This is a genomic window from Bacillus sp. FSL K6-2944 (assembly GCF_038005385.1).
GTDB lineage: Bacteria > Bacillota > Bacilli > Bacillales > Bacillaceae_G > Bacillus_A > Bacillus_A cereus.
Genome location: NZ_JBBOTE010000001.1, coordinates 77,472 through 93,138, shown reverse-complemented (window position 1 = coordinate 93,138; position 15,667 = coordinate 77,472). Strand labels below are relative to the sequence as shown.

Here is a 15,667-nt window from a genome sequence, read left to right as displayed (position 1 = left end):
TTCGTATTATAAAGGAAGGTGTCCTCCAGAGTTTTCTTCACCATCTGCACCTTTGTTCCGGAAGATTTCAGATAGAACCATTAATCCTACGATAGCAACAATTAAAATTGTAGAAAGAGCATTAATTTCTGGTGATACTCCGCGCTTAACCATACTGTAAATGTATAGTGGCAATGTTGTTGATCCTGGTCCTGATACGAAGAAACTAATTACAAAATCATCAATTGATAATGTGAATGTTAATAATGCTGCCGAAATAACTCCCGGTGCAATTGCTGGGAACGTTACATAACGAAACGTTTGCCAAGGCGTTGCTCCTAGATCATTTGCAGCTTCTTCTAAGTCACGTCCCATACTTGAAAGACGCGCAGCTAAAATAACAACAACAAACGAAATGCTAAATGTAATATGTGCAATAATAATCGTTGTTTGTCCAAGTTCCATTCCTAACTGACTGAAAAGAATTAGTAAAGATAATCCCATTAAAATATCAGGAATTAAAATTGGTAAATATACAAGGCCATTAATAGCCCCTTCGAAACGATATTTATAACGATGTAAAGCAATTGCAAAGAATACACCAAGTACCGTTGTCACAATCGTTGTTATAACTGCAATCGTAATACTATTTACAAATGCATCAATAACATCTTGTTTTTGAAATAAATCTGTATACCAATGGAATGTAAAACCTTCCCACTCCGCATTAATGCGAGAGTCGTTGAAAGAATAGACCATTAAAACCATCATTGGAAAATACAAGAATAACAAAATTAACCAAGAATAAGAAACTAAAAACTTCTTCATCTTTGCCTATTCCCCTCCGTTCTCATTATATTTATATACTTTCGTTGCACGATAATATAAGTAAATTAACAGAACAGAGAATAGAACAACGATAATCGATAACGCAGATCCAAACGGCCAGTCACGTGCACCTAAGAATTGATTTTGAATAACGTTTCCGATTAATGCTACTTTCGATCCGCCCATCACGTCTGATACAACAAACATTCCGATAGAAGAAACGAATACTAAAATAGAACCAGTCGCAATTCCTGACATCGTCATCGGCACTGTTATATTCCAAAATGCCTTTATTGGTGTTGCTCCTAAATCATAAGCCGCTTCTAGCTTACGCTTATCCAGCTGCTCAATTGCTGCATACACTGGTAAAATCATAAATGGTAATAAAGAATAGACCATTCCGAGTATTACAGAAGGAGTATTATATAATAAATTTAACGGTTCACTAATAATGCCAAGCTTTAATAACAACGTATTCACAAGACCTTGTGAACGTAAAATAACAATCCATGCGTATGAACGAACAAGAAAGTTAATCCAAAACGGGATCGTTGCCAATAATAAAAGAATAGAGCGGTATTTGCGGTCAACAATTGTAATTGTATACGCAAACGGATAACCAATTAATAAACATATTACTGTTGTAATAACTGCGATCTTAACAGTTTCCCATAACGTTCCTAAGTACAATGGATCAAATACACGGGATATATTCTCCAGCGTAAATTGCATTTCTACTGTCCCGTAAGCTCCGCGCTGCATGAAGGCGAATCCTAATACGAATACGAGCGGGATTAGGAAGAAAATTAGCAGCCACGCGACTGTAGGTAGTGCGAGTAATTTCCCTTTTTTCAATTTAAGGTCACCTCGTCCTCTTGCTCCCAGCCTACATATACATTATCTCCAATGCTCCACTGCGCTGCCTCTTCAGCAGTTTGATATGCCATTAGTAATTCTGATGTTTTCTCATCACGTACATAAAGCTTCTCCATATTTCCGACAAACTCAATATCTTCAATATGTCCAAGATGGTATTCTTTTAAAATTGGTTCTTCAACCGAACGTACTTTTACATTTTCAGGGCGAATTGCTACATAGCCTTCCCCGTTCTTCACAATATTATTTTCACCGATGAATGTCGCAACGAACAATGTTTTCGGCTTATTATAAATTTCTTTCGGCGTTCCGATTTGTTCGATATGTCCTTTATTCATAACGACAATACGATCGCTCATGCTCATTGCTTCTTCTTGATCGTGCGTTACGTATATGAACGTAATTCCTAAATTACGTTGTAAGTTTTTCAATTCACGTTGCAAGTCTTTTCGTAACTTAAAGTCAAGCGCTCCAAGTGGCTCATCTAATAGTAATACACGCGGATTATTTACAATCGCTCTTGCAATTGCAACACGCTGCTGTTGTCCACCAGAAAGCTTCGCAGGTTTACGATTACGGAACTCAAGTAACTGCGTTAAACGCATTGCCTCTTCAGCACGCTCTTTCTGCTCTGCTGCTGATACTTTCTGCATTTTCATACCAAAACAAATATTCTTCTCTACTGTCATATGTGGGAATAGTGCGTAATGTTGGAACACTAGGTTCATATGACGCTTATATGGCGGCAAATCGTTAATTCTTTCATCATCTAATAAAAGATTCCCTTTAGTTGGAGTTTCAAATCCTGCGATCATACGAAGTAAAGTCGTTTTCCCGCAGCCACTCGGCCCTAAAATTGTTAAAAACTCTCCCTCTTTAATATCTAAAGAAAGAGGTGGGATAATCACTTGATTTCCAAAATGTTTTTCAACTGCTTCAACTTTAATAATCTTTTTCATTTTCCCGTCCTATCTACCTTAAATTTTAAATTTTTATATTCATGAATAAATATTTATGTTCTATAGACTATTTTTTGTTTCGATCCAAACAAAAATGGTTATTTAACAAGCGTTCGTTTCTATTCTTTATGTAGTATGTTTGATTCATTTTCGCATGATACATAACGTCGAACAGAAAAACCCCTTCCATTGCGAAGGGGCTATTATCATACGGCTACGCCTACTGATAAACACCATCATCATTTTAACAACTTTCGTATGAATTTTAAAGCACTTTTTGTAGAAGAGTAACGAATTTTCATGTCGAATGCTGTAGATTGGGCTAAAATGCTTTTATAATGTGAAAAAGTCCGAAAACTTTCTTTCCCATGATAACCCCCTAATCCACTACTTCCAACACCCCCAAAAGGTAAATATGGCGTGGCAAGATGATAGACAACATCATTAATACAGCCTCCACCATATGAAATATTACTCGTCACTTTCTTTTGTACTTCTTTATCTTCAGAAAATACATATAACGCTAACGGCTTCGGATGTTGCTGGATTGTGCCAATTACATCTTCTATGTTGTCGTACTCTATGATTGGTAAAATCGGACCAAAAATTTCGTCTTCCATAACAGTATCTTTCCATGTAATATTCGCTAGTACTGTCGGTTCAATATGTAATGTATCTTTCTTATAGTTTCCACCAATTACGACTTGACCATCTTGTAAAAATCCACATAATCTTTCGAAATGACGCTCACTTACAATACGCACATAATTTTCATTTTGCAAAGGTTCTTTACTATACTGCTCTATAATTTCATGTCGCAGTGCCTCAATTAGCTTTTCTTTCACGGAAGAATGCACATACATATAATCAGGCGCTACACACGTCTGCCCTGCATTTAAAAACTTACCCCAAACAATTCTTCTTGCTGTCATCTCTATCTTTGCATCTTTATGTACAATACAAGGACTTTTCCCGCCAAGTTCTAAAGTGAGCGGCGTCAACTGTTTCGCTGCTGCTTCCATTACAACTTTTCCAACGCCAACACTACCAGTAAAGAAAATATAATCAAATGGTTCCCTCAGCAAAGATGTACTCTCTTCAACGCCACCTTCTACTACCGCTACAAGCTCTTCTGGGAATAATTCATCTAACATTCTCTTAAGCACTTTTGAAACGCTTGGTGTTAACTCTGACGGCTTTAAAACGATTGTATTTCCAGCTGCCAGTGCTCCTACAAGTGGTGCAATTGCTAATTGAAAAGGATAGTTCCACGGTGCAATAATAAGTGTCACACCATACGGTTCTGGCACTACTTTTCCTTTTGATCCAAAATGAGTAAGTGCTGTTCGAACTCGTTTCGGTTTACTCCACGATGACATATGTTTCAATTGAAAGGAAATTTCTTTTAATACATATCCAACTTCCGTTGTAAACGACTCGTGAACTGACTTATTTAAATCTAATTTCAATGCCTGAAATATTTCTTCTTCAAAATGCTGAATGCCTTCATAAAGCTTCTTCAAATTATTCTTTCGCATTTCGATGCTTCTCGTATGCCCTTTTAAAAAATATTCCTTTTGCCTACTTACAATAGAGGAAATACTCATTCACTCACCTTCTCCCACTATTTTTATCCAATTCTTTCATTATTTATATAGACTTCATATATAACAAATTTCTATTCTTAAGGTTACATTATATATGACTTTTTCAGCTATATAAAATTCATTGCTCACAAAAAAACTACCGAAAGAAAATCTCTCGGTAGTTTTACAGTATTAACGATATAAACGAACAGCACCTGCAGAATTATCATCAGCTTGTCCTACTACTTCAAACTTCAGACCAAGCTTCGGTAAAATACGTCCTGCATCTGGAATCTGTTGATTAATATACGTTTTAGAATCATCAAACTTCGGTACACCTGCTAAACCATCATACGTATACGTTCCACGCGTTGGAGATACAACTTTCCAAGCTGGCGTTTTATCGAATGAGAACGCCGCATCTGCGATTTGGAATCGCGTACTACTTTCCACTGTCGGTTTACCATTTAAAGTTCCTACAATTGCTTCTGGATGAGAATCAACTACACCTAGGAAACCGTGTCCTGGATGTACACCTACCCAGTTATCTGTGTAAGCTGAATCTGCATACCATACAACCATACCAGCGTTATATACTGGACCACGTGCAAATTTTAACGCGTTATCTGAACCAGCATAGTTTCTCCACTCAACATAGTAGTTATGGCTTTTCTTCTCTGTTCCGTTAGAAACAGCAAAACCATCTAATTTGAATTGTGGCGTACCTTCTGCGTCATCAGAGAATACTACTTTATCATCTACTGTTAATGAAGCATTATCAAGTAAGAAACCATTTAATGCTAAACCACCATCAGTAATGTAATCAAATGTTAATTTTACTTTCTTACCTTTGAACTGGCTTAAATCATATGATTTGTCAATCCATTTTCCATTTGTCGAATCTGCATTTCCACTATTTGCTTTCTCACCAAGTCTTTCAATTAACGTTTGTTGACCATCTTCCGTTACAGCGTGTACTTCAAGGAAATCATACTCTGCTTCAATTTCATATAATGATTTGAAGTCAAATTTTGCAGTCGTTGCATTTGTTAAATCGAACAGTGGTGTTTCCATCTTCGTATGAAGATCATCACCTTTTGTGCTGTAGTAATACTGTTTTCCGAATGCCGGCTCAATTGTTTTTATATCTTTGTCTGGTAAGTTAACACGAATCATACCTGGACGGTTAGATTTCGTAACACTTTGGTCTAAATATGTTGCTAGGCCGATACCTTTATTTAATTTCTCGTAATCTACTTCTACGATATTTGCCCAGTTACCACCGATTGTTTTTTGGAAAAACTCTTTATTTTGTGGTGATAAGCTCGTTGGTGTTGTACCTGCAATTTTACCAGCCCAGCTTCCGCCACTCATGATAGACCAAGCTTGAATTGGCTCACCAGCACCGCTATATTGTGTATCATACTCATCTGGTAAACCTAAATCATGACCATATTCATGCGCGAATACACCAACTGCTCCATCTTCTGGTTCAATTGTGTAGTCGAACGCTGCCATCTTTCCACCCCAATATGGAACTTTCGCTTGTGTACCTTCAATTGCGAATGGTTTTGGTCCAACTGTCCAGCGATGTGACCAAATTGCATCATCACCTAATTTACCACCACCTGCTTCTTGTCCAACACCTGCATGAATAATCATTAAGTGATCAATTAAACCATCCGGTTGATTTTTATTTCCATCACCATTTACATCATATTGATCAAATTGATCAAACTCTGATAGATCAAGACCGCTATCTACAGCTGCTTTTAATGCATCTTTTACTAAATCACGTGGGCCTTTTGGTCCTTTATTATCATGACCGCCGCTAGCAGCATCTGCACCGTAATCAGCAGCTTTACCAGGAACTGTTAACCATTTTGTAACTGTTCCGTCCACTGTGTAACTACCACCAGATTGCTCTTCGTAATATTGTTTAAACGTTTCAATTTTACTTCCATCATCTAATGTAAACGGCTCGTTGCCGAATAACATTTTTTCATAATGTTCTTTATTAAAATCGTTAGAATACATATATCCAGGCTCTTTGTCGATATTATTATGTTTAAAGTCAGCGTACTCTACAAGTAAAACGAGTACTTTATCTTTACGTACATCACCGTTATAGTCTTTTTGTTTCGCTGGAGAAGTTGGTACTTTACCATTTAGACCGCCTTTAACTGGGCCTGTCGCTGCAGGTGTTCCTGTTGCAGGGTTATCTAATTTTTCTTTCGTGTCTGCTTTCGCATCTTTCACTTTCTTTAAAAAATCAGATGCTTCTTTCGTAAGTTGATCCCCATTTGGTACTTCTTTCCCAGGATTTTCACCCTTTTTGTTCTCTACATACTTTTCGACAGCTTTCTTTGTTTCTTTCTCTGAAGCTGATGAATCAATTACCCCACGTTTTTTTAGCGCATCTGCTAAACGTTCTTCCGGAATTAAGTGATCATCAACTGGGCTCGTAGCTGTTTTATTCGCAGGCGTTTCAGCATATGCAGATTGAGTACCAGCTCCGAATGAAAGGCCTAATACAGCTGTTAAAGCGATTGATGACAAAACTTTGAACGGTTTCTTGTTCATCCCTTATTTCCTCCCCTAATAAATAATATGTATTACAAATTGAATTTTATTAAAAATTCAATATTTTTTCAATATTTAGTCATATTATGTAATATTTTTAATATATTTGTAAAAATTTCATAGTTAGTATACGAATATATCACAATTCAACAATGTTTTCTGAAAATATTGAAAGTTTTTATCGAACAATTTATAATTTCCATAGAGGGAGTTTAATGGGGATTTTATCTTTGTTTCATCTACACAATATTTGATAATTCACTATATAAAACACAAAATCCGATTGCATTATCATGTATTCTGTAGCAGCAATTATGACCGATAATTAGGGAGGAATTACATTTGTACAAAGATAAGACAGACGCACTGGATCAAGAATGGATTGATTTAATACTTGAAGCTCTAGATGCTGGTATCGCCATGCAAGACATCGAGCAATTTTTCCAACGTATGAAGCCATCCAGTCAGGCTCAATAGGTTTGTTCTTTTTAACGAAGTTTATGTTATAATAATGACATCATAAGACAACTACATATTGATAGAAAGGTGCGCAAATATGATTGGAGAACGTATAAAACGCCTTCGTTTACAAAAAGGGATTTCATTAACTGAACTTGCCGAAAAAGCTGGCGTTGCTAAATCTTACATTAGTTCTATAGAACGAAATTTACAAAAAAACCCTTCCATTCAGTTTCTTGAAAAGATCGCAGCAGTTCTACAAATTCCAGTTGATACTTTACTTCATGATGAAACAACAAAGGAAACTAACCTAGACTCCGAATGGACACAACTCGTTAAAGATGCAATGAACTCTGGTGTCTCCAAAGAACAATTTCGTGAATTTCTTGAATTTACAAAGTGGAAGCAAAATCAAAAATAATAATAGAAAGAAGTGCTTACAACCAGCACTTCTTTTTCTTTATAAAAAAAAGCGGGAATACCCGCTTTTTTATTATTTTTCTTCCCCAGCTTCTTGGTTGGCATTGAATGTCCATTCTAAATTCAATGTATCACCTTGGAAGATATTTTGGTCTTTTCCATCATCTACGAATTCAAATTGTACCCATAGATAATCCTCTGTACCAGCTGCTAATCCACCCTTTTCTCCCCACTCAGGAGCAAAGATATCTTTAGCTAAAAGATCTGGATCAACTTTTTGTAAGTCTGCTAAAGTTGTTTCATATACAGGCTCACTTTGTTTATCCCAGTTCCAAAGGAATTTTACTTTAACGTGCTTACCAAAGTCTTCACCAGCATTATCACCTTTTGCATCTTTAACAGTATACTTTGTTGCTAATTTAACGTCTTTAATAGTTAACGAACCGCTGTTTTGTAATAAGAACTCTTTCTTAACAGAATCCCCTGGTTTTAAATCTTTAATATCTACAAGCGTCTTAGGGTTTAATGTAAGGTCTAACGTCCCAGCTGCAAATGTATTGTTTGATACTTCTTTATCGCTAAAGAATGCAAATGTTCCTCCACCAATTAAAGCTAACCCCAATGCTGCTGATGCAACTCCCATACCTAATTTCTTTTTCAGACTCACAATCAATTCCCCCTAGCTTTTTTTTATATTTTTATCACTTATTTTTCAATAAGAGATGTAAAGAAAACTATATTAGCTTAGCTAATATGCGTTCTTTTTTAAAAACCTTATGTTCATTATAACGAACAACTCTATATAAACACAACACATATTTATTAATATTTTCAGTTATTTTTATTTCTCAATATTTTTTAGACTTTTCAGAAAAATAATGATAATTTATAACTTTTTTCACACTCAAATCATTTAATACTATAAGAAAAAAGAAAAACAAAGAGGTGAGGGCTAACGTTCCCTCACACTCGTATAAATATTACTAGTCTTGCTTATTCGTTCACTCTCTCTTACACCACATTCTTGTTTTCTGGCTGTTTCACTAAAGCAGTTACTCCGCTTTCTTCTGCTCTTCTAGCTTTTTCTGTTCTTCCACTTTCTTTTGCTCTTCTACTTTTTTCTGTTCTTCTACTTTCTTTTGTTCTTCGGCTTTCTTCTGTTCTTCTACTTTCTTTTGTTCTTCGGCTTTCTTTTGTTCCTCTGCTTTCTTTTGTTCTTCTACTTTCTTCTGTTCCTCTGCTTTCTTTTGTTCTTCTACTTTCTTCTGTTCCTCTGCTTTCTTTTGTTCTTCTACTTTCTTTTGTCCTTCCGCTTCAATTGCAACGTTTAATTGTTGCTGAAGAGCCTGAATTTGCTCATCAATAGCTTTCAAGCTAATTTCTTTCTCAATATAGTCACGCTTCTCTTTGATACTGCGAAAGCCTTCATTTACATATACGGACACTTGCTGCATCGACTCATCTTTATTTACCTTTAATTCTTCTTGTATTTGATTGTAAGGAGCTTCTATTTCAGTATATACATTTTGCAGAGCTTCCTTCTCAGCAACAATTTTCTCACGCCCTTGTTGCCATACAGAAATCGCCTGTTTTATTTCTTCAATAGAAGTTGCTTTCAATTTCCCCTTCATCGTTCCATACTCACGCTCAATAAACTGTTTATGTTTCTCAGATTGCTCTTTTAACGTATTAACTGTTTTCGGAAATATAATTGCTGTAGAAAGCGTCGCTTCTACTTTCGTTTCATGAATGAACGCCGCTTCTGTATGCGTCATAATTTGAGATCCTAAATAAAACGTAATAGAACACATACACGGCAATATAAGCATCTTTTTAAAATTACGCGGTCTTTTCAGCATCTTAATCTCTCCCATCGAACATTGCGTTCTTTATACAGAACATTATCTATATTATAGTAAAGAACTATTAAAATTGATAGACAAATACTAGAAAAATAGAAAAAGGGCTATCCATGTGATAGCCCTTTTTATTATTATCTTTCTTCACCTGCTGTTTGTTGTGCATCAAACGTCCAATTTAATTGTAACTTATCGCCTTGGAATTGATTTTGATCTTTTCCATTATCAACAAACTCAAATTTCACTTTGAATTTATCAGATTTACCTGCTGAAATACCTTTTTCATCCCAGAACCAAGCCGATAAATCATTATCTACAGCTGTAAGTGTGTCACCTTTTAATTTATCTAAAGTAGTTTGTTTCACAATTGTCTCATGCTTATCTACATTTTTTAAGAATGTTACTTTAATATGTTTACCAAAATCATCTTTATTATCTTTCTTTACATCTTCTACATTATAATCTGTTTTCAGTAGAACCTTTTTAATATCTAAAGAACCTTTATTTTCTAGTTTAAATTCTTTTTCAATTGTATCCCCAGGTTTTAAATTCGATACGTTAACAACTGTTGATGGATTTAATGCTAAATCCAGTGTTCCAGCCGCAAATGTATTGTTTGACACTTCTTTATCACTGAAAAATGCAAATGTTCCTCCACCAACTAAAGCTGCTCCTAATACTGCTGATGTAATACCCATTCCTAATTTTTTCTTTAAAGTCATGTCCATATCCCCTTAATATATATTTGTTAACTTCCTAAACGGAAAGTATAACCAAACGAACTAGACGGATTGTTCTACTTTTTTATCTTTCTTTTCTCCGTCAATGCTACGAATAGCACCAAAAATAGAAATAGCGGAATAACCAAGCAAAAAGACTCCTGGAATAATAAGAAGCAATGCTGCTCCCGCTTTTGAATTCGCATAATTCAGTAAATAACCAACATACGGAACTGTAATATCTGCATACTTTCCAACTACATTTTCTGCAAGTACTGGCTCTAAATCTGGTCCGTTGTTGTTATCCCCTTTTGTTTCATACATTACTTTTCCATTTGTATCTTTCACACCGATAATACGGTGAGTGATAATTTTTTGATCTTTCTCTTTAAAGGTAATAACATCACCTTTTTGATATTTAGAACCATCTTTGTTTGGTTCTATTGCAATGATTGATCCTGTTAAAAACGTCGGCTCCATTGATCCTGAAAGAACGCTCTTAAATTGATATCCCATCACTGTCGGATCACCACCGCTTGCTTTTGAAGAAATAACTACAAAAGCTAAAAAAACCATCAATGCAAATAAAACAAATGAGATCGCGTTGCTAATTATCTTCCATATTAATTTCATCGTCTCTCTCCCTCTCCGTTGTTTTATATTATTTGAAGTATGCAATATCCATTGTGTTCTTTAACAAGAACACAAGTAAATGATATAACGAACTTTAAGTTATTGCAATAAGAAAATTTACAATTATTAGTTATTTAAGATATATAAAAAAGACTGTGCCAAAATTTTACACAGTCTTTTTATTAGTAATTTATTTACCTTCTGATTTCATTCCTTTTGTATTTCGGCGCAACACTACATATAAAATTGCTCCAAATAATACAATCGCACCTATCCCAACACTTATTACTTTCATATTTGAGTCTTTTACTTCAGGCATAGTTGTATCTTTTTTAGGCATCGCAAAAGTGACATCTTCTGTTGAAAGAACATTTACCGTCGCAATTGTTTGATTATTTTTCGTAATATCAACTGCACCAACTACCTCACCACGATGTATTCCTTTATGATATAAAGATTCTTTATCTAATGAAGCCGCCCGGAAAATAGTTTTCACATTTTTCCCTTCATCTTTCTTAAGCATAAGCTCTGCACTTTGTTCCAACTCAGAATTAACATCTTTATTTAAATATGTTGTTTTTTGATGCCAATTATGTTTATCAAGCACCATTTGCTTCGTAAATTGACCGAAAGAATATTCCGCCATCTGCTTCAAATCTTCATAAATTTCAGGTCTTTGAGAAGCCATTACTACGCTTATAATACGATTTCCATCTTTCTCATTTAATAAAACAAGTGTATTACGCGCTTCATTCGTAAACCCTGTTTTACCGCCAATGCTATATGGATTTTCAAAAAAATTAGATTTATTAAAAATAGACACCGTCTGCATAGACGTCGTAACTGTCGTTCTTTTCGTATTCATCGCTTGTAAAATTTCAGGATACTTTTGCACACCCTTCGTAATCATAGCCATATCATACGGCGTCGTATAATGGTTCGGATCATGTAATCCATTCGGTGTTACAAAGTGGCTATCTTTCGCCCCTAATTGCTTCGCTTTCTCATTCATCATATTAGCGAAATTCTCAACACTCCCGCCAATCCGCTCCGCAATCGCATACGACACATCATTCGCACTCAGCACCATTAAAATCATAAGCGCAGTATTTCTATTAATTGTCTCTCCAGGTTGAAACTCAATTTGATAATTACTCTTCTCTTGATCTAATGCTAATTGTGAAAATGTAAATTGATCCTCTGGCTTTGTATGCTCCATGAGTAAAATCGCTGTTAACACCTTCGTCGTACTAGCAGGATATGCTCGGTGATATGCGTTTTTATCATACAAAACATCTCCTGTTTTCGCATCAATTGTCGTTGCAAACTGACTAAAAACATTCGGTCCTTCCGCAGGTGGTGGTGCAACTTGTTCTGGATTTACTCCAATATTCGTCTCAGCACGCAATGTTATGGGCGTCAAAAAAAACGAACAAATAACTGTAATAAAAACCAAAATTTTCTTAAAATTTACCATATGACTCTCCCTTTTCCATTTACTCCTTAACAAAATAATAAATCTACCAATCATATGTAATTTGTATTATATTGGAAGAAATTTCACTATTTTTTACTATATCATACTTTTACGATAAAGAACATAAATATACAATAAAAATAAGAAGGAATTACTCTTTCTTATCCTTCTCATCAATCAACGAATCTATTAACTTTTGACTAGCTTCCTCGGGCGTAATCTCATCTGTTATTCCCATAAACGACCAACCTTTAGAATCAACCCACTCAACAAACTCTTGTAAAAATTCATCATGTGTAACATCCACATCAAGAATCGATCCATTAATCGAAATCGTTCTATTTTTAGACACGCGCATCTTGAACGTTTTTCTTACCATTACAACTTTTCTCCCTCTACTTCTGAATATTTATAAAGTGAAACTTTCATCAACCCTCACGAATCGGACTTTTACGGGCATTCCGACCCGAACCTAACTTCTTTACTTTTGCTGAATTTCGAGGTAAGGGATCTTACTGCCCGCAAATAGCGAGATAAAATAATCATGTATCTCTGTTATACATGATTTTCAGTAAATTGTAAAAAGGATATATTGGCCAATTTAAATAGCAAAAATAAAAATCTCTTACCTACGTAAACGTAATACGACATACAATCGCTCATAAATTATTAAATAAATCCCTAAAAATATACACTTTAAAACATAATTGAGTAAGCCATTCTAGTCTTTTGGAAGATATTATCTAAAATAGTATACTAAACGGATAAAGGATATTTGAATAAAGAAACTGAGGCCCTCTATTTAGCTGGATTCTTAAGTTGTAGACTTAAAGACTGATGCCTGAATTCATATTTAATTTCTATTTCTGTACATCATATCGTAAGAAAGAAGGTAGTACTGTGAAAACAACAGAAAATTTTACTGACAGGGCCGATATATATGCAAAATATCGCCCTAGTTATCCTAATGAATATATTGATTACTTGCTTTCAGCTAACCAACTGAAAGGGAATCGGATTGTGGCTGATATTGGTTCAGGTACGGGGATATTTAGCCACCAGCTGCTTGAAAGTGGTTTACATGTTATTGGAGTTGAACCAAATGATGATATGAGGAAGATCGCTGAGCAATCGTTAAAACTATATTCTCGTTTTCAATCCATAAAAGCAACTGCTGAACATACCACTTTAAAAGAAAATAGTGTAGATTTAGTAACTGTTGCCCAAGCATTTCATTGGTTTGATAAAGAGGCTTTCAAAATCGAATGCCAACGAATTTTAAAACAAAAAGCAAATGTTGCACTTGTTTGGAATAGTAGAGATTTAACTAGTCCACTTATTAAAGAGAATGCAGAAATTTGCCAGAAAACCTGTCCAAACTTTAAAGGCTTTAGCGGTGGAATAGATGAAACTCCAGAAGTATTTAACAACTTTTTTAAAGATGGAAAGTATGATTTTAAAGAATATCAAAATGATTTACTTTTTGATTATGAAGGGTTTTTGGGAAGGAATTTATCAGCATCTTATGCTCCGAAAGAAAATGACGAACAGTATAAAAATTTTATTTTTCTCCTATCAGAGCTATTCGAAAAATACAGTAAAGATGGAAAAATTATTCTCCCGAATTTAACACGAAGCTATCTAGGCAATGTATAAACAGCCTGATACAAAGAGACTTTGAACGGAATTAAAACAAGCTTAACCCCTCCCTGAATGTAGAACGAGGTTAGGCTTGTTTTGCATTTTACCACATCAAATTCAAATGACTTTCGTACAATAAAGTAGAATATATTAGAAAACACCTTAAACTGAGGAGGAACTCAATGGCGCGTTGTACGTATTGTAAAACGAAGTGGAAAGTAAAAGATGTATGGTCAATACTCGTGACATTTGAAAAAGATTGTCCGTATTGTTTTGGGAGGCAATATCTATCAAAGAAAACAGTGAACGCTATGCCAGAACTTATAAGCTTACATTTACACTTCTTGTTCCCTTTTCTTGTTGATTTGAGTGATGAAGGTCCTTTGGATTGGTATCGGAAATAATATAACCTCTACATCCAAAGACTACTTTCTACTAAATTCGCTTCTCATCATTATCCCTTCATACATTACTCTCATAATCGCTTATACTTTCCCTTTTAAAGATCCCATAGCTCAACAGGAAGAGCGTCCCCTGAACAAATTTTATCAATTATGACTAAAAAAACAGTGATATATGTATACTGTTAAACATAAAAAATTAGCATTAGGTTCCAATTAAATATTAATTGAAACCCAACACTACTTGTATTCTGTAATTCAGAATACAAGTAGTGTTTTTTATTATGCATTTTTGCATACAGTATTGTTTTCTCTTGTAAATAGATAATAATGGTATATAATAAAACCAACGTTTTACCAATAAAAGGTAATAAAGAGTAGTGGGATAAGCAAATAACCAAAACGTATTAACAGATTTGTTCTATGTAAATCATGATACATATATGAAATCAAAACTATGAAATTTTATGTAGGGATTAGATTACTACAAGATGAAAGATTCATAGCGAATGCACTCGAGGAAAAAAGTGTTCGATTAGATTAATCTTATAAAACTATTTAATGTGACGCCTATCGAACGAATTGAGAATATACTTAGGGGGAATTTCAAGTGAAGGCATTTAGTAAAGTATTATTAACAGGAGCTTTAGCTTTAGGGGGTTTAACGGTTATGAACATTGAAACACCAAAAGCACATGCTGACGGAGTAAGCGAGTTCTGTCGTTATATTTGTGGTCCTAGCGAAACGTTGAACGGTGTTACAGTTCAAGTACACGCTACAGAGTACAGCTACGGCCAAAATATGATTGCAAAAATCACAAATGATAGAGCTGAAGATGTGCGCTATCGTGTAACTATTGAAAAGAAATGGGCAAGTGGCTGGGGTTACTATGAAACTGACTTCAATTTCGGCTCCGAATTACCAGCTGGAACAAACGAAGAATTTTACAATACAACTGGTTGGGGTGGACAACTTTCAGAAAACGGGGAATATCGTTACAAAGTTGAAATTAAAAATGTTGACGGTTCTGTAGATACAATTTATACAGCTTCAATGACACTTACAGGAAGATAATTCATGAACAAGCTCCATTATTTATGATTGTATTTTTGATAATATCATTAATAATTGCGGTAATATTATTATTAAAATAAGCTCTTCGGAGCTTATTTTTTTATATAAAAATTGGAATGATAATATTCAGAAAATTACATCTTTACACTACTAAAGTTTGTTGCTATTATAG

Annotated in this window: 16 protein-coding genes; 5 read left to right on the top strand and 11 right to left on the bottom strand. The window is 34.8% G+C overall.

Translation table 11 applies throughout. The features are described from left to right. Positions 1-6 precede the first annotated feature (6 nt). From potC to inhA1, 5 genes are all read right to left on the bottom strand, one after another. Positions 7-807: a spermidine/putrescine ABC transporter permease PotC gene (gene potC / locus MHH55_RS00465; RefSeq protein WP_000714192.1), complete on the bottom strand. Its 801-nt coding sequence runs from the start codon at positions 805-807 to the stop codon at positions 7-9. A 6-nt stretch (positions 808-813) separates the two neighbouring features. Then, on the bottom strand, positions 814-1,662 hold the full coding sequence (potB, locus tag MHH55_RS00460) for a spermidine/putrescine ABC transporter permease PotB (RefSeq protein WP_000715500.1): 849 nt from the start codon (positions 1,660-1,662) through the stop codon (positions 814-816). Then, entirely contained in the window at positions 1,659-2,642 is a 984-nt protein-coding gene (potA, locus tag MHH55_RS00455) for a spermidine/putrescine ABC transporter ATP-binding protein PotA (RefSeq protein ID WP_000720333.1), read from the bottom strand. Before potA ends, potB begins: the two co-directional genes overlap by 4 nt. Before the next feature lie 239 nt (positions 2,643-2,881). Continuing rightward, positions 2,882-4,249 (bottom strand): aldehyde dehydrogenase, encoded by a 1,368-nt coding sequence (locus tag MHH55_RS00450; RefSeq protein ID WP_017657917.1) that lies wholly within the window; start codon positions 4,247-4,249, stop codon positions 2,882-2,884. Between the two features lie 171 nt (positions 4,250-4,420). Next, positions 4,421-6,811, bottom strand: coding sequence for a M6 family metalloprotease immune inhibitor InhA1 (gene inhA1, locus MHH55_RS00445; protein WP_001035936.1), 2,391 nt, complete (start codon positions 6,809-6,811; stop codon positions 4,421-4,423). A 342-nt stretch (positions 6,812-7,153) separates the two neighbouring features. Here inhA1 and MHH55_RS00440 point away from each other — a divergent pair, with 342 nt between their 5' ends. Both MHH55_RS00440 and MHH55_RS00435 read left to right on the top strand, forming a co-directional pair. After that, positions 7,154-7,288, top strand: a complete 135-nt coding sequence (locus MHH55_RS00440; protein ID WP_000276219.1) for an anti-repressor SinI family protein — start codon at positions 7,154-7,156, stop codon at positions 7,286-7,288. Between the two features lie 79 nt (positions 7,289-7,367). Next, complete coding sequence (locus MHH55_RS00435; protein ID WP_000578885.1) at positions 7,368-7,691, top strand: helix-turn-helix domain-containing protein; 324 nt, start codon at positions 7,368-7,370, stop codon at positions 7,689-7,691. A gap of 72 nt (positions 7,692-7,763) precedes the next feature. Here the strand turns inward: MHH55_RS00435 and calY are convergent, their stop codons facing one another. From calY to MHH55_RS00405, 6 genes are all read right to left on the bottom strand, one after another. Next, positions 7,764-8,357 carry a biofilm matrix protein CalY gene (gene calY, locus MHH55_RS00430; protein ID WP_000053713.1) on the bottom strand — a complete coding sequence of 198 codons (594 nt, stop codon included), beginning with the start codon at positions 8,355-8,357 and terminating at the stop codon, positions 7,764-7,766. Positions 8,358-8,742: 385 nt separating this feature from the next. After that, positions 8,743-9,549, bottom strand: coding sequence for a DUF4047 domain-containing protein (locus MHH55_RS00425; protein ID WP_139362402.1), 807 nt, complete (start codon positions 9,547-9,549; stop codon positions 8,743-8,745). Between the two features lie 134 nt (positions 9,550-9,683). Continuing rightward, entirely contained in the window at positions 9,684-10,271 is a 588-nt protein-coding gene (locus tag MHH55_RS00420; protein WP_000172852.1) for a CalY family protein, read from the bottom strand. A 60-nt stretch (positions 10,272-10,331) separates the two neighbouring features. After that, positions 10,332-10,901 carry a signal peptidase I SipW gene (gene sipW, locus MHH55_RS00415; protein WP_000767792.1) on the bottom strand — a complete coding sequence of 190 codons (570 nt, stop codon included), beginning with the start codon at positions 10,899-10,901 and terminating at the stop codon, positions 10,332-10,334. A gap of 190 nt (positions 10,902-11,091) precedes the next feature. Then, positions 11,092-12,378, bottom strand: a complete 1,287-nt coding sequence (locus MHH55_RS00410) for a D-alanyl-D-alanine carboxypeptidase family protein (RefSeq protein ID WP_048538165.1) — start codon at positions 12,376-12,378, stop codon at positions 11,092-11,094. A 151-nt stretch (positions 12,379-12,529) separates the two neighbouring features. Next, entirely contained in the window at positions 12,530-12,757 is a 228-nt protein-coding gene (locus tag MHH55_RS00405; RefSeq protein ID WP_000251856.1) for a hypothetical protein, read from the bottom strand. Positions 12,758-13,278: 521 nt separating this feature from the next. On the opposite strand from MHH55_RS00405, the gene MHH55_RS00400 reads away from it, so the two are divergent. The 3 genes from MHH55_RS00400 to MHH55_RS00390 all read left to right on the top strand — a co-directional run bounded on the left by MHH55_RS00400 (position 13,279) and on the right by MHH55_RS00390 (position 15,495). Continuing rightward, positions 13,279-14,034, top strand: coding sequence for a class I SAM-dependent methyltransferase (locus MHH55_RS00400; RefSeq protein ID WP_017657919.1), 756 nt, complete (start codon positions 13,279-13,281; stop codon positions 14,032-14,034). A gap of 167 nt (positions 14,035-14,201) precedes the next feature. Then, on the top strand, positions 14,202-14,423 hold the full coding sequence (locus tag MHH55_RS00395; protein ID WP_000090220.1) for a hypothetical protein: 222 nt from the start codon (positions 14,202-14,204) through the stop codon (positions 14,421-14,423). A 607-nt stretch (positions 14,424-15,030) separates the two neighbouring features. Next, positions 15,031-15,495: a hypothetical protein gene (locus MHH55_RS00390; RefSeq protein WP_017657920.1), complete on the top strand. Its 465-nt coding sequence runs from the start codon at positions 15,031-15,033 to the stop codon at positions 15,493-15,495. Positions 15,496-15,667: the final 172 nt, after the last annotated feature.

Excerpts from the sequence above, each read along its gene's own strand:
- potC (WP_000714192.1), bottom strand. The coding sequence starts at position 807 with ATGAAGAAGTTTTTAGTTTCTTATTCTTGGTTAATTTTGTTATTCTTG.
- potA (WP_000720333.1), bottom strand. The coding sequence starts at position 2,642 with ATGAAAAAGATTATTAAAGTTGAAGCAGTTGAAAAACATTTTGGAAAT.
- MHH55_RS00450 (WP_017657917.1), bottom strand. The coding sequence starts at position 4,249 with ATGAGTATTTCCTCTATTGTAAGTAGGCAAAAGGAATATTTTTTAAAA.
- inhA1 (WP_001035936.1), bottom strand. The coding sequence starts at position 6,811 with ATGAACAAGAAACCGTTCAAAGTTTTGTCATCAATCGCTTTAACAGCT.
- MHH55_RS00435 (WP_000578885.1), top strand. The coding sequence starts at position 7,368 with ATGATTGGAGAACGTATAAAACGCCTTCGTTTACAAAAAGGGATTTCA.
- MHH55_RS00425 (WP_139362402.1), bottom strand. The coding sequence starts at position 9,549 with ATGCTGAAAAGACCGCGTAATTTTAAAAAGATGCTTATATTGCCGTGT.
- MHH55_RS00420 (WP_000172852.1), bottom strand. The coding sequence starts at position 10,271 with ATGACTTTAAAGAAAAAATTAGGAATGGGTATTACATCAGCAGTATTA.
- sipW (WP_000767792.1), bottom strand. The coding sequence starts at position 10,901 with ATGAAATTAATATGGAAGATAATTAGCAACGCGATCTCATTTGTTTTA.
- MHH55_RS00410 (WP_048538165.1), bottom strand. The coding sequence starts at position 12,378 with ATGGTAAATTTTAAGAAAATTTTGGTTTTTATTACAGTTATTTGTTCG.
- MHH55_RS00405 (WP_000251856.1), bottom strand. The coding sequence starts at position 12,757 with ATGGTAAGAAAAACGTTCAAGATGCGCGTGTCTAAAAATAGAACGATT.
- MHH55_RS00395 (WP_000090220.1), top strand. The coding sequence starts at position 14,202 with ATGGCGCGTTGTACGTATTGTAAAACGAAGTGGAAAGTAAAAGATGTA.